At 67.8% G+C, this 12,656-nt stretch carries 15 protein-coding genes; 11 read left to right on the top strand and 4 right to left on the bottom strand.

The window, feature by feature from the left end:
* Positions 1-165: 165 nt before the first annotated feature.
* A complete protein-coding gene (gene ribB / locus BIX52_RS16590) occupies positions 166-1,257 on the top strand; it encodes a 3,4-dihydroxy-2-butanone-4-phosphate synthase (protein WP_075222342.1) in 1,092 nt (363 codons plus the stop codon).
* The gene (locus tag BIX52_RS16585) at positions 1,250-1,813 is read left to right on the top strand and encodes a hypothetical protein (protein WP_075222212.1); all 564 of its coding nucleotides are present in this window, start codon (positions 1,250-1,252) and stop codon (positions 1,811-1,813) included. The genes ribB and BIX52_RS16585 overlap by 8 nt, the downstream gene beginning before the upstream one ends.
* An 11-nt stretch (positions 1,814-1,824) precedes the next feature.
* On the opposite strand, the gene BIX52_RS16580 is transcribed toward BIX52_RS16585, so the two are convergent.
* Positions 1,825-2,352 carry a CoA-binding protein gene (locus tag BIX52_RS16580; protein WP_075222341.1) on the bottom strand — a complete coding sequence of 176 codons (528 nt, stop codon included), beginning with the start codon at positions 2,350-2,352 and terminating at the stop codon, positions 1,825-1,827.
* A gap of 81 nt (positions 2,353-2,433) precedes the next feature.
* On the opposite strand from BIX52_RS16580, the gene BIX52_RS16575 reads away from it, so the two are divergent.
* The gene (locus tag BIX52_RS16575) at positions 2,434-2,988 is read left to right on the top strand and encodes a hypothetical protein (RefSeq protein WP_075222211.1); all 555 of its coding nucleotides are present in this window, start codon (positions 2,434-2,436) and stop codon (positions 2,986-2,988) included.
* 47 nt (positions 2,989-3,035) lie between these two features.
* Here BIX52_RS16575 and BIX52_RS16570 read toward each other — a convergent pair whose 3' ends face one another.
* Together BIX52_RS16570 and BIX52_RS16565 are read right to left on the bottom strand one after the other, a co-directional pair.
* A complete protein-coding gene (locus BIX52_RS16570; protein WP_075222210.1) occupies positions 3,036-3,659 on the bottom strand; it encodes a glutathione S-transferase family protein in 624 nt (207 codons plus the stop codon).
* 164 nt (positions 3,660-3,823) lie between these two features.
* On the bottom strand, positions 3,824-4,606 hold the full coding sequence (locus BIX52_RS16565; RefSeq protein WP_245803221.1) for an enoyl-CoA hydratase: 783 nt from the start codon (positions 4,604-4,606) through the stop codon (positions 3,824-3,826).
* Between the two features lie 65 nt (positions 4,607-4,671).
* Between BIX52_RS16565 and BIX52_RS16560 the strand changes: the two genes are divergently transcribed.
* The 6 genes from BIX52_RS16560 to BIX52_RS16535 all read left to right on the top strand — a co-directional run bounded on the left by BIX52_RS16560 (position 4,672) and on the right by BIX52_RS16535 (position 8,841).
* On the top strand, positions 4,672-5,079 hold the full coding sequence (locus tag BIX52_RS16560) for a PaaI family thioesterase (protein WP_075222208.1): 408 nt from the start codon (positions 4,672-4,674) through the stop codon (positions 5,077-5,079).
* A 221-nt stretch (positions 5,080-5,300) separates the two neighbouring features.
* A complete protein-coding gene (rplM, locus tag BIX52_RS16555; protein ID WP_075222207.1) occupies positions 5,301-5,765 on the top strand; it encodes a 50S ribosomal protein L13 in 465 nt (154 codons plus the stop codon).
* A 41-nt stretch (positions 5,766-5,806) separates the two neighbouring features.
* Positions 5,807-6,256, top strand: coding sequence for a 30S ribosomal protein S9 (gene rpsI, locus BIX52_RS16550; protein WP_075222206.1), 450 nt, complete (start codon positions 5,807-5,809; stop codon positions 6,254-6,256).
* A 7-nt stretch (positions 6,257-6,263) separates the two neighbouring features.
* On the top strand, positions 6,264-6,995 hold the full coding sequence (locus tag BIX52_RS16545; RefSeq protein WP_083660431.1) for a GNAT family N-acetyltransferase: 732 nt from the start codon (positions 6,264-6,266) through the stop codon (positions 6,993-6,995).
* 27 nt (positions 6,996-7,022) lie between these two features.
* Positions 7,023-8,057 carry an N-acetyl-gamma-glutamyl-phosphate reductase gene (gene argC, locus BIX52_RS16540; protein ID WP_075222205.1) on the top strand — a complete coding sequence of 345 codons (1,035 nt, stop codon included), beginning with the start codon at positions 7,023-7,025 and terminating at the stop codon, positions 8,055-8,057.
* 175 nt (positions 8,058-8,232) lie between these two features.
* The gene (locus BIX52_RS16535) at positions 8,233-8,841 is read left to right on the top strand and encodes a YqaA family protein (RefSeq protein ID WP_075222339.1); all 609 of its coding nucleotides are present in this window, start codon (positions 8,233-8,235) and stop codon (positions 8,839-8,841) included.
* A gap of 25 nt (positions 8,842-8,866) precedes the next feature.
* Here BIX52_RS16535 and phaC read toward each other — a convergent pair whose 3' ends face one another.
* Entirely contained in the window at positions 8,867-10,690 is a 1,824-nt protein-coding gene (gene phaC / locus BIX52_RS16530; protein ID WP_075222204.1) for a class I poly(R)-hydroxyalkanoic acid synthase, read from the bottom strand.
* A gap of 58 nt (positions 10,691-10,748) precedes the next feature.
* Here phaC and BIX52_RS16525 point away from each other — a divergent pair, with 58 nt between their 5' ends.
* Positions 10,749-11,390, top strand: a complete 642-nt coding sequence (locus tag BIX52_RS16525; RefSeq protein ID WP_139312792.1) for a hypothetical protein — start codon at positions 10,749-10,751, stop codon at positions 11,388-11,390.
* Positions 11,391-11,437: 47 nt separating this feature from the next.
* The gene (locus tag BIX52_RS16520; protein WP_075222338.1) at positions 11,438-12,643 is read left to right on the top strand and encodes an LL-diaminopimelate aminotransferase; all 1,206 of its coding nucleotides are present in this window, start codon (positions 11,438-11,440) and stop codon (positions 12,641-12,643) included.
* Positions 12,644-12,656: the final 13 nt, after the last annotated feature.

Below are 12,656 nucleotides of genomic sequence, written 5' to 3'. Positions count from 1 at the left end.
CGATTGTGCCGGAGTGGAGAGACCCACATACACCCGCGGCGGGAATTGGCAATTGCTCGTCAACACAGCATTGCGCGCAGTCCGACACGGTGGCGCCCGCCGGCCTGTTGGTCTATCGGGTCGGGTATTGGTTAGCGTCCGGGTAAGGAGAGCGACTTGAGCGACATGGCGGGCCGGATGGCTGCGGCGCTGCGCGCGTTTGAACGCGGCGAACTGGTGGTCGTCACCGACGACGACGACCGGGAGAACGAAGGCGACCTGATCTGCGCCGCATCCCTGGCAACGCCCGAGATGCTCGCCTTCATGATCCGTCACACGTCCGGCATCATCTGCGCGCCGATGACGCGGGAGTCCGCGCGCCGCCTCTCGCTGGCGCCGATGGTGGCCGACAACGACGCCCCACTGGCGACGGCCTTCACCGTGTCGGTCGACGTCAAGCACGGCCTGACCACGGGCATCGCCGCCGACGAGCGGTGCAACACCGTGCGTGCGCTCGCCAACCCCAACTCGGGCGCGGCGGACTTCGTGCGGCCAGGCCACATCTTCCCGCTGATCGCGCGCGAAGGTGGGGTGCTGATCCGCTCCGGCCACACCGAGGCGGCCATCGACCTGTGCCATCTCACCGGTGTCGCCCCGGTTGGCGTCCTGTCCGAGCTCGTCAACGATGACGGGACGGTGATGCGCGGCCCGGCGGTGGCCGAGTTCGCCCAGAAGCACGGCCTCGCGCAGATCTCGCTCAACGACATCATCGCCTGGCGCCAGCGCCACGAGCGGCTGGTGGAGCGCGTGGTGGACGAGGTGCGCACGCTCCCCTCCGGCCCCGCCCGCGTCGTCACCTACAAGACCCCGTTCGACCCGATGCAGCACATGGCCGTGGTGGTCGGCGACATCCGTGACGGGGCCAACGTGCCGGTGCGCCTCACGCGCGAGCACGTGGTGGACGACGTGCTCGGCAACGGCGGCCCCCGCGCGATCCTGGAGCGGCTGCAGAAGATGGGGCGCGGTGTTCTCGTCTATCTGCGTGACGGCGGCGTCGGCGTGGCGGCGGCCGCGGCGCTGGCCGACAAGGACGAGACCCACGTGAGCGCCCAGCAGCGCGTGCGCGAGTGGCGCGAGATCGGCCTCGGCGCGCAGATCCTGCGGGACCTCGGCGTCAGCTCCATCCATCTTCTCGCCTCGCAGGACCGGCGCTACGTCGGTCTGGAAGGCTTCGGCATCACGATCAGCGCAACGGAAACCGTGCAGGCGGATGGGTGAAGCCATGGACGCCTCGCCGCCCGACCATCACCAGCCCGGAGGCGAGCCCGCGCCACAGATGCCGCGCGCCTTCGCCACCGGCTACAAGCCCCATTCGGGCGACATGATGGTCTATGGCGGCGGGGTGGTCACCCTGATCGGCGTGCTGGCGGCCTTCGTCAACGGGACGCCGGCCTTCTTCCTTCTCAGCCTCGCCGGTACCTTCTGCGCCTTCTACTTCCGGCCGACGCTCGACAACCGCCGGCCGCAGCTCGGCGCGGACGTGAACGGGCTCTACGTGGCGCGCTTCGGCAAGATCCCCTGGAGCCGCGTCGCCGACATTCACGTCGAGCATCATGCGCTGCGCACGATGCGCCTCGCCACCCTCGTCATCGTTCCCAAGGGGACGATCGCCGAGGCGGTGGAGACGCCGGAGACGCTGCGCCTGGTCGAGCGCCTGACCGCGCGCAATGCGCGGGCGAAGAACGGTGTCATCCGCGTTCCGCTGCACGCGCTGGCGATGGATCCGGTCGAGGTGGAGACCCGTTTGAGAGCGCTGCGCAAGGCCGCGGGCTGAGCCGCCTCGGCTCATTTTCCTTTCGGGACGATGCCGAGGCGCTGAAACCCTTCCAGCCGGGCCGGACGCTTCGAGGACAGGCGCCGCGAGTTGACGCCGGCCCAGCCGATCTCGCCCGACAGGCGGCCATACTCGATCTTCGGGCAGCGGTTCTGGATGACGGTGATCCCGGCCGCCTCGGCACGGGCGGCCGCCTCGTCGTTGCGCACGCCGAGCTGCAGCCATACCACCTTGGGTGGTTCAGACAGCGCCAGAACCTCGTCGATCACGCCCGGCACCGCGTCCGATCCGCGGAAGACGTCCACCATGTCGACCGGCCCCTCGAGGTCGGCGAGGGATGCGACGACGGTCTGTCCGTGGATCGTCTTGCCCGCGTGGCCGGGGTTGATCGGGACGACCTCGAAGCCTTTTTCCAAGAGGTACTTGAGGACGAAGGCGGAGGGGCGCGTCAGGTTCGCGGACGCGCCGACCATGGCGATCGTGAGCGTCTCGGCGAGGATGCGCTCGATGAGGCTGTCGTCATAACGATCATGGTTCACCATTGATGCGGTACATTTCCTCTATTTAAGATTGTATAAGTGTTTTAGGGTTCTGCGCGTTTGCCGATGGGAGCATCGCTCATGCTGAACCCACTTCGCGTTGTTCTGCAGTCCGCTGGCGGGCTGTGCTGGCTTTATGCGGTGTTGCGTTTCCTGCGCTACCAGGCCGTCCGTGCGGACATGGTGGTTGCCGGCAATCCGTTCATCCCGCTGCTCGACATGTTGGAGCAGGGGGCGATCATGAACGCGATCCTCTTCGGTCTGGTGGCCTTCTTTGTGGCGGAGATGGTGCGCCTGTTCCGGCCCGAGGAGCCATGGGGCGCGCGGGCTGAGGAGGCGCGGCACGTCATCGCGGCAGGGGCGGGGCGGGTACTGGCGGACGAGCCGGGGGCCCGCGGTCGGCGCAACCCGCGCGGCCCGCCAGAGGGCCCCGCGCGGTGGACCGATACGCGGTGGGGCTGGCGCAGTCACCTCAACGGGCGTGATCTCTACCTCATGGAGGCCGGTGCGGGAAAATATCGCCTGTGGCTCTGCTTCGTCGACGGCCAGCATGTCGGCTCCTGCAAGACGCGGCTGGCCGCCTGCGCGGTGGCCGAGCGGGCGGCGTCCCAGGCGGCCGCAGCCGTCGCCGCCTGAGACGCTGGGAGAGGCCGCGCCGCGGTCCGTCATGGGTCCGGGATGCCTCAGCGCGGCGGCTTTTCCTCGGCGAGGGCGCGCTGCACGGCGGGGCGCTCGTTCATCCGCCCGCGGTGGGCGAGCACCTTGGGGAGCTTGGCCATGTCCACGCTGTCCGGCTCCAGCCAGCGGCCGAGGGTGTAGAGGTAGCCGTCCGCTACGGTGAACTGCTCACCCATCACCCACGGCCCCTCGAGCGCGTCTTCGACGAGGCTGAAGGCGGCGAGCATCGTTTCCGGCACCTTCGCCTTCATGCTCGCATGGGCGGCGGGGTCGTCGCTCCAGCGGTAGCCGCGCATCTTGTGGGCATGGGCGACGTGGACGGTGGAGGCGAGGTAGCTGTTGAAGCGCTGCAACTGGGCGAAGGCGAGCGGGTCGGACACCGGGGCGAGCTTGGCCGTGGGGTGGGTCTGGGCGACGTAGACGAGAAGGGCCGGGGTCTCGGTCAGCACACCGTCCGGAGTAACGAGAGCCGGGACGCGCCCGAGCGGGTTGATGGCGAGGTAGTCCTCGGAGGTCTGCTCGTTGTCGGCGAACTTCACCCGGCGGATCTGATAGTCCGCACCGGCTTCGGCGAGGGCGATGTGGGTGGCGAAGGCGCACGTGCCCGGCGCCGTGAAGAGGGTCAGCATGGATGTCCTGCCGTATGTGGGAGCCGTGTCGGGGCGGGGGCTCTGAGGTCGCGTCGTAATGGTGCGGGTCGTGACGGTGCGGGTCGTGACGGTGCCCGGCGTGATGGTGCGGGTCGTGCCGGCGAGGTGGGGCCGGGGGAGCGAACGCCCCTGCCGACCGCGGCTCAGTCGTCGGCCCAGGTGGCGGGGCGCTTGGAGGCGAAGGCGTCGAGGCCCTCGCGCCCGTCGGCGTGGAGGAGGTTTTCCACCATCGCCTCGGTGGCGACGCGGTAGGCCTCGTCCAGCGGCAGCGTGCGCTGGGCGCTCGCCGTGCGCTTGCCCAGCGCCAGCACCGCCGCCGACTTGGTGGCGATGTGGGCGGCGAGCCGCATCGTCGTCGGGGTCAGCTCCGCCGCCGGGACGACGCGGTTGACGAGGCCGATGCGCTCGGCCTGGGCGGCGTCGATCACGTCGCCGGTCATGAGGAGTTCGGCGGCGTGCTTACCGGGAAGGGTGCGCACGAGCGGCACCGCAGGCGTCGAGCAGTAGAGGCCGAAGGTGACGCCGGTGGTGCCGAACTTCGCCGTATCGGCCGCCACGGCGAGGTCGCACGCGGCGACGAGCTGGCACCCGGCGGCGACGGCGACGGAGTGCACCTCGGCGATCACCGGCTGAGGCGCGGTGCTGATCGCCATCATCATGTCGGAGCATTGGTTGAAGAGGGCGGTGAAGTAGGCCCGTCCGCCGTCCGCGTCGGCGTGGTGGCGGGCCATCTCCTTCATGTCGTGGCCGGCGCAGAAGGCTGGGCCGTCGCTGGCGATGACGATGACGCGCGCGAAAGGGGCGTCGAGTGCGGCCTTGATGGCGGCCATCATCTCCGGCGTCAGCAGATTGCGTTGGGCCGGGCGATTGAGCACGATGCGGCGCACGCGCCCTTCGTCGTGCACCATGACGTGAGGCGTATCCACCGGCGGCGTCTCTCTTAAGGGAGCGTTCATGGCCCTGAACTTTGGACTTATCGCGGCGTCAGTCAATGTTGCTTGCCGAACTCACCGATTATCTGGAACGCGATTTCCCGCAGGTCTTCGCGGCGGGCGTGGTCCGCGTCGCGGCGGCCGATGCGGGGGAGGCCGAACTCGTCCTGACGCCGGGCGAGGCGCATCTGCGGCCGGGCGGCATCATCTCCGGCCCGACATTGATGATGCTGGCGGACGCGGCGGCTTACGCGGCGCTCCTCAGCCTGTCGGCGGACGCGAAGATGGCGGTGACGACCAACCTCAACATCTCGTTCCTGCGCGGCGGCAAGGCGGGGGCAGAGATCCGCACTGTAGCGCGGGTTGTGAAGCCGGGGCGGCGCCTGTCGGTGATCGTCGCTGAGGCGTTCGACGGGTCCGGCGCGCTTTTGGCGCACACGACGATGACGTACGCGATGCCCGCCTGAGACGGGGTGCCATGCCTGCCTGAGGCGGCGTGTGATGCCCATCCGAGGCGCGGAGGGCGGAGAGGCAGCGCGATTTGGGGCCAAGGTATCCCGTTACCATCGACCTATGTATTTGATTTATAAGGCGTAACATTTTCCGCTTGACGGATCGCGACGGAATCGACACATAGCGCACCACGCTGCCTTCGGGCGGCCCGTCTTTCCTTTATCGGAACGTTCTCATGTACACTCAATCCGCAAAACCTGCGGAGATCGAGAAGCAGTGGGTGGTGATCGACGCCACCAATCTCGTGGTGGGCCGTCTCGCCGCGCAGATCGCGCTTCGTCTCCGCGGTAAAAACAAGCCGTATTTCACGCCGCACGTGGACTGCGGTGACAATGTCATCGTCATCAATGCCGACAAGGTGGTCTTCACGGGCCGCAAGTACGAGCAGCAGATGTACTACAAGCACACTGGCTATCCGGGTGGTCTGAAAGAGCGGTCTGCCAAGCAGATCCTCGAAGGCCGGTTCCCCGAGCGTGTGCTCGAAGCCGCCGTGAAGCGCATGATGCCGCGCGGCCCGCTCGGCCGTCAGCAGATGCGCAACCTGCGCGTCTATGCCGGGGCGGAGCATCCGCACGAGGCGCAGCAGCCGGTCACCGTCGACCTCGGCGGCCAGAACAGCAAGAATGTGAGGACCGCGTGAGCGATACGACCGTTTCGTCCCTCGAGGACTTGGGTTCCGCCATGGGCGGTCAGGACGGCGGCTACGAGGAATCGGCGCCCGTCCACGTCCAGAAGCTCGACCAGTATGGCCGCGCCTATGCCACCGGCAAGCGCAAGGACGCCGTTGCCCGCGTGTGGGTGAAGCCCGGCTCCGGCAAGATCGTCGTCTGCGGCAAGACGATGGAAGAGTATTTCGCACGCCCCGTGCTGCAGATGGTCATCCGCCAGCCGCTCTTGATCACCCAGCGCGAAGGCCAGTTCGACATCATGTGCACCGTCTCCGGCGGTGGTCTGTCGGGCCAGGCGGGCGCGGTGCGTCACGGCATCTCCAAGGCGCTCACGCACTACGAGCCGGGTCTGCGCCCGATGCTCAAGCGCGTCGGCTTCCTGACCCGCGACTCGCGCGTCGTCGAGCGTAAGAAGTACGGCCGCCGGAAGGCCCGCCGTTCGTTCCAGTTCTCCAAGCGCTAAGGTGCGCATGGCGGGGGAGGGCGCGGACCGCGATCCTCTCCGTCTGGAGGCTTTTCGGCCGGACGGACCTCATCCGCCCGGCCCGCTGCCGTGGCCCGTGGCCGATCCCGCGCGGGACCCCGGACCCGCTGTCCTCGCCGGGCTCACGCCCAGTGTCGTCGCCGGGCTCACGCCCGCTGTCTTCGCCGGGCTTACGCCCGGTGCCATCGGCGAGGTGGTGCGGCTCCACGGCACTTATTACAGCGCGCATTGGGGCTTCGGCCCGAACTTCGAAGCGGACGTGGCGACCGGCCTCGGCCGCTTTATGCGTGAGATGGACCCCGAACGCGACCTCTTCCTGGCCGCATGGCGCGGCTCCACGCTGCTCGGCTCGGTGACGCTCGACGCGACGATCACCGGGCCGCAAGGCGCTGCGGGGGACGCGGCGCTGGGCCCGTCCGCCCGCGTGCGGTGGTTCATCGTCGCCGAGGCGGCACATGGAACCGGGGTCGGCCGCCTTCTCCTGCGCCGCGCCCTGGAATTTGCCGACGCGCGCCATTATAGGCTCGTCTGGCTGACGACATTCGCGGGGCTCGACGCCGCGCGCGATCTCTACGAGCGCCACGGCTTCAGCCTCGTGGCCGAAACGGGTGAGGACACATGGACCGCCTCAGGGCAAGGCTCCGTGGGACAGCAGCGCTTCGAGCGCCGGAGCGACGACGCAGGGCCCCGCGCGCCTGACCGGCCGCCGTCCCGCTGATCCCCCACGAACCATTTCGAGACTAACATGACCCTTAACGTCGCCATCTACGGGGCGTCCGGCTACACCGGCGCCGAGCTTCTGCGCCTTCTCCTCGTCCATCCCGAGGCGAAGATCACCGCTTTGTCCGCCGAGTCCAACGCCGGCAAGGCGATGGCGAGCGTCTTCCCGCAGCTCGCCGCCTACGACCTGCCGACGCTCACCACCATCGCCGACCTCGACCTCGCCCCGGTCGACGTCCTCTTCTGCGCCCTGCCGCACGGCACCACGCAGACCGCGCTCAAGGCCGCGCTCGAGGCCAAGCCGGACCTGAAGATCGTCGACCTGTCGGCGGACTTCCGCCTGTCGGACCCCGCCGCCTACGCCCATTGGTACGGCCATGCCCACCAGGCCGAGGCGCTGCAGAAAGAGGCCGTCTACGGCCTGACCGAGATTCACCGGGACGCCATCGCCAAGGCGCGGCTCGTCGGCAATCCGGGCTGCTACACGACGACGTCGCTGCTGGCACTCGTTCCGCTGGTCGGCGCCGGGGTGGTCGAGACGGACAACATCGTCATCGACGCCAAGTCGGGCGTGACCGGGGCGGGGCGCGCGGCCAAGGTGGCGACGCTCTTCTCCGAGGTCGCGGAGGGCTTCCACGCCTACTCGGTCGGCAACCACCGCCACACCGCCGAGCTCGACCAGGAGCTTTCGCTCGCCGCGGGCGCCGCCGTAGAGCCGACCTTCACGCCGCACCTCATCCCCATCAACCGGGCGATCTACGCGACGATCTATGTTTCGGGGGACCCGAAGGCGATCCACGACACGCTGGCCGCCGCCTACGCGGACGAGTTCTTCGTGAACGTGCTGCCGTTCGGCGAGGTGCCGCAGTCGCGCCATGTGCGGGGGACGAACTTCACGCGCATCGGCGTGGTGCCGGACCGGCGCAAGGGCCGCGCGATCGTCATCTCGACGCTGGACAATCTGGTGAAGGGCGCGTCCGGCCAGGCGGTGCAGAACATGAACGTGATGTGCGGGCTGCCCGAGGCGACGGGGCTGAAGCAGCTCGCCCTCTTCCCCTGAGCGGCCCCTGCAGCTTGCTCGCCCGCTACATCTGGGCCGCGGAAAGGTTGGCTGAGCGGCCACCTTTTTTGCATCGGCGCACGGTGACGGGTGCGACCCAACGACCTGGGGGGAACCGCGGGCCAGGATCGGCAATTTTGTTCACATGAACGACCTCAGCACTTCCGCGAGCACCATGACACATGCGGACGCGGGACGCCTGCCGCCGGGCGAATCCCGGCTGGCCCGTATTTCGCGCCGGCTGGCCAATTCGAGGCTCGGCATCGGGGCGCTCTCGTTCGGCGAATCGACGGTTCTGCCGATACCGCTCGAGGCGATCATGGTGCCTCTGATGGTGGGCTATCCGCGGCGGGCGTGGGGCATCGCGCTCAGCGCGCTGATCGGCTGCCTCATCGGCTCATCGCTGTTTTTCGCGCTCGGCAACCTGTTGTTCGAGCCGGTGGTTCAGCCGCTTCTCGCCCACTTCGGCATGACGCAGAGCTATGAGACCACGGTCGCGCGGCTCTCCGAGGGGAGCGGCTATTTCTGGGCGATCTTCCTGATCTCGCTGGGCCCGGCGCCGCTGCAACTGGCGACGCTCGGGGCGGGGGCGTCGGAGCAGAGCTTCTTCATCTTCCTGCTGGCGATCGCCATGAGCCGGGCGATCCGCTATTTCGGCACCGCGCTCGCCTGCGCGCTGTTGGGCGAGAGGGTGCGCCGTTACCACTTGCCCAAGTGGGTCTTGTTCGGCGGCAGCCTTCTCTTCCTCGCCGTCTGCTGGGGCGTTTTCGCGCTCCTCGTCTGAGGCGCGGGCGCGGGGTCCGCGGCCGTCAGTAGCGCATCCTCACGTAGCGGCCGGGCGCGGCCTCGATCGGGTTGAAGGCGGCGCCTCCGGGCGTGCGGGCCTCCACCATCTCGCCGCTGCGCTGTTCGCCGAGCCATTCGTGCCACAGCGGCCACCAGGAGCCGGGAATTTCCTTCGCCGTCTCGGTCCAGTGCTCCAGCGAGCCGGACGTGTCACCGTCCACCCACACCTGATATTTGTTCTTGTCCGGCGGATTGACGATCCCGGCGATGTGGCCGGACCCTGTGAGCACGAACTTCGCGTCGCCGCCCAGCAGCTTGTTGCCGGTATAGACCGACAGCGCCGGGGCGATGTGGTCTTCCTTCGTGGCGACGTTGAACACCGGCACGTTGATGTTCGCCGGCGACAGCTTCAGCCCGTCCACCTCCAGCTCGCCCTTGGAGAAGAGGTTGTTGAGGTAGAAGTTGCGCAGGTAGAACTTGTGGTTCGCGGCCGGCATCCGCGTCGCGTCCGAGTTCCAGAACAGAAGATCGAAGGGGAAGGGGTCCTTTCCCTTGATGTAGTTGTTGACCACGTAGGGCCAGATCAGGTCGTTGGCGCGCAGCATGTTGAACGCGGTCGCCATGGACGAGCCTTCGAGGTAGCCCTTGGCGTCCATCTTCTTTTCCAGCGCGGCGAGCTGGTCACGGTCGACGAAGATCTTCAAGTCACCCGCGTGGGTGAAGTCGATCTGCGCCGTGAGGAAGGTGGCCGAGTTGATCCGCCGGTCGCCCAGGCGGTCCATGTAGGCGAGCGTCATGGCGAGCAGCGTGCCGCCGACGCAGTAGCCGACGATGTCGCACTTCTCCGTGGCCGCCGCCTTCAGGACGTTCTCCACACCCCACAGCACGCCCTCGCGCATGTAGCTGACGAAGTCGTAGTTGGCGTGGCGCTCGTCCGGGTTCACCCAGGAGAGCACGAAGACCGTGTGCCCTTGCGAGACCAGCCAGCGGATCATCGACTTATCGGGATTGAGGTCGAGGATGTAGAACTTGTTGATCCACGGCGGGACGATGAAGATCGGCTCTTTCGCGACCGTTTCCGTCGCCGGCTTGTATTGGATGAGCTGGGCGACGTTGTTTTCGGCGATCACGTCGCCCGGCGTCACGGCCATGTTCACGCCGACCTGGAACTTGTCCGGGTCGGATTGGCGCAGGCGCAGCTCGCCCTTCCCGCGGGCGACGTCCTCGGCCAGCATCTTCATGCCGAGCGCAAGGTTTTCGCCCGAGCGGGACGCGGTCTCGCGCAGGAGCTCCGGGTTGGTGAAGATGAAGTTGGACGGCGAGAGCGCCGCCGAGAGCTGCTTGACGTAGAAGGCCGCCTTGGCGCGGGTGTGCTCGTCGAGATCGTCGGTGTCGTCGACGAGGCTTTGCGCCCAGCGGGTGGTGATGAGGTAGCCCTGCTTGATGAAGTCGAAGAACTGGACGGTCGACCAGTCCTCGTCCTTGAACCTCTTGTCGCCGGGCTCGGGCTTGGCGACGGGCTCGGCGTCCTCGCCCGCCATGCGGCGCATCGCGTTGGCGTAGAGCGCGGTCCAGTCCTTGGCGAGGCGGGCCTGCGCCTCGAACGCGCGGGCGGGGTCGGCCATCCAATAGTGGGTGACGCGCGACAGCGTCTTGATCCACTCGGTCAGCTCGTCGGTACGGTCGTTCTTGATTTCGCCGTGCTGCATCGGCGCAACGTAGGCGGCGATGGCCTCGTTGGCGTGGCCAAGCATCTTGGTCAGGTTCTTCGCGAACTCTTCCGGATTATCGACGATATAATTCAGCACAGGATCCCGCGGTGTGTCGCTCAAATCACGTACGGCCATCTCCGAGCGCCTCCTCTCGCAGTTCTTCGCTGCATGTTCTTCCTTTTAGGCTTAACTCATGGGACGTGATGGCGCGGTTGCCAACAGGCTGGACCGAAAAAGCGTCGGATTCGGTGGTAGGGTGGCGAAATTACCCGGTGTGAGGTGGCGTGTGAGGGGTCTGTGGTTGGGCGTGGGTGTGATGGCGGCGGCGCTTTCAGGCTGCACGGTGGACCCGGCCGCGCCGCTCATTCCGCTGTCGCCGCGCCCGGCGACGATGCTGCCGGCGGATGCGCCGCCCCAGACCGCCGACGGTTTCCCCAACATCCTCTCCGATCCGGCCAACGTGTCCGGTCTGCCGCGCGATCCTGACGACGTCGCGGCCACCAAACAGGCGGTGGCGGCCGAGGGCGCCTACTCGAAGGCGCGGACCGGGGCGATCAACAAGCAGAGCTTCGCCGGTGAGTTGTCGGCGCGCGGACGGTCCCAGGTCGAAGAGGCGCGGCAGCGTATCGCAGCGTCCGGGCGGGGCGCCGGTCCGGCGCCCGCCGCGGCGGATCCGGAGGAGGTGCGCAACCGCATCGCTTCCGGCAGCAGCCGCACGCCGCCGGCCGCCGACGCGGCGCCGGATGCGGGACGGCCGGTCGATCCGGCGGAACCTCAACCGCGCGCCGTCGGACCACAACCTTTTGCCGACGAAACCGTTGCGCCGGCCCAATAGGACGCTGTATCTCGCATCCAAACGTTCGGAGTATTGCGATGCCCCCGGTGCAAGAATTCCATAAGATCCGCCGGCTGCCCCCCTATGTTTTCGAAGAGGTTAATCGCCTCAAGGCGGCGGCACGCGCCAATGGGGCCGATATCATCGACCTCGGCATGGGCAACCCGGACCTGCCGACCCCCCAGGCCATCTGCGACAAGTTGACCGAGACGGTCGGCAAGCCGCGCACGCACCGCTACTCCGCCTCCAAGGGCATTCCGGGCCTGCGCCGCGCCCAGGCGGCCTATTATGAGCGCCGCTTCGGCGTGAAGCTCGACCCGGACACCGAGGTCGTGGCGACGCTGGGGTCGAAGGAAGGCTTCGCCAACATGGCGCAGGCGATCACCGCCCCCGGCGACGTGATCCTGACGCCGAACCCGTCCTACCCGATCCACGCCTTCGGCTTCCTGATGGCGGGCGGCTCCACCCGCTCGATCCCCGCCGAACCGGGCGATGAGTTCTTCCGCGCGCTGGAGCGGGCCGTCGTCCATTCGGTGCCCAAACCCATCGCCATGGTGCTGTGCTACCCGTCGAACCCCGGCGCCCACATCGCCGACCTCGACTTCTACCGCGAGGTCGTCGCCTTCGCGAAGAAGCACGACATCTGGGTGCTGTCGGACCTCGCCTATTCGGAGATCTATTTCGGCAACACCCCGCCGCCTTCCGTGCTGCAGGTGGAAGGGGCGAAGGACATCGCCGTCGAGTTCACCTCGATGTCGAAGACCTTCTCCATGCCGGGCTGGCGCATGGGCTTCGCGGTCGGCAATCCGCGGTTGATCGCCGCGCTGGCGCGGGTGAAGTCCTACCTCGACTACGGCGCCTTCACGCCGATCCAGGTGGCCGCCACCGCGGCGCTCAACGGCGGCGAGGAGCCGATCGTCGAAGTGCGCGAGGTCTATCGCAAGCGGCGGGACGCGCTGGTCGATTCCTTCGCGCGCGCCGGGTGGGAAATCCCGTCCCCCGAAGCGTCGATGTTCGCTTGGGCGCCGATCCCGCGCGGGCTCGAGCATCTCGGCAGCCTGCAGTTCGCCAAGGAGCTCCTCGAAGAGGCGTCGGTCGCGGTGGCGCCCGGCATCGGCTTCGGCGAGCATGGCGACGGTCACGTTCGCATCGCCCTGGTGGAGAACGAGCAGCGCATCCGCCAGGCGGCCCGCAGCGTGAAGAAGTTCCTCGACCGCCGACACAACGTTGTGCCCATCCAGGCCACGCGTTAAGGTTGCGATATCC

It is taken from the genome of Acuticoccus yangtzensis (assembly GCF_001927245.1).
Lineage (GTDB): Bacteria > Pseudomonadota > Alphaproteobacteria > Rhizobiales > Amorphaceae > Acuticoccus > Acuticoccus yangtzensis.
This window is presented reverse-complemented; position numbering and strand designations above follow the sequence as displayed.

Bases quoted from the DNA above. Each gene is read 5' to 3' on its own strand.
- ribB (WP_075222342.1), top strand. From the start codon at position 166: ATGGCGGGCCGGATGGCTGCGGCGCTGCGCGCGTTTGAACGCGGCGAA.
- BIX52_RS16585 (WP_075222212.1), top strand. From the start codon at position 1,250: ATGGGTGAAGCCATGGACGCCTCGCCGCCCGACCATCACCAGCCCGGA.
- BIX52_RS16575 (WP_075222211.1), top strand. From the start codon at position 2,434: ATGCTGAACCCACTTCGCGTTGTTCTGCAGTCCGCTGGCGGGCTGTGC.
- BIX52_RS16570 (WP_075222210.1), bottom strand. From the start codon at position 3,659: ATGCTGACCCTCTTCACGGCGCCGGGCACGTGCGCCTTCGCCACCCAC.
- BIX52_RS16560 (WP_075222208.1), top strand. From the start codon at position 4,672: ATGTTGCTTGCCGAACTCACCGATTATCTGGAACGCGATTTCCCGCAG.
- rplM (WP_075222207.1), top strand. From the start codon at position 5,301: ATGTACACTCAATCCGCAAAACCTGCGGAGATCGAGAAGCAGTGGGTG.
- rpsI (WP_075222206.1), top strand. From the start codon at position 5,807: ATGGGCGGTCAGGACGGCGGCTACGAGGAATCGGCGCCCGTCCACGTC.
- BIX52_RS16545 (WP_083660431.1), top strand. From the start codon at position 6,264: ATGGCGGGGGAGGGCGCGGACCGCGATCCTCTCCGTCTGGAGGCTTTT.
- argC (WP_075222205.1), top strand. From the start codon at position 7,023: ATGACCCTTAACGTCGCCATCTACGGGGCGTCCGGCTACACCGGCGCC.
- BIX52_RS16535 (WP_075222339.1), top strand. From the start codon at position 8,233: ATGACACATGCGGACGCGGGACGCCTGCCGCCGGGCGAATCCCGGCTG.
- phaC (WP_075222204.1), bottom strand. From the start codon at position 10,690: ATGGCCGTACGTGATTTGAGCGACACACCGCGGGATCCTGTGCTGAAT.
- BIX52_RS16525 (WP_139312792.1), top strand. From the start codon at position 10,749: ATGGGACGTGATGGCGCGGTTGCCAACAGGCTGGACCGAAAAAGCGTC.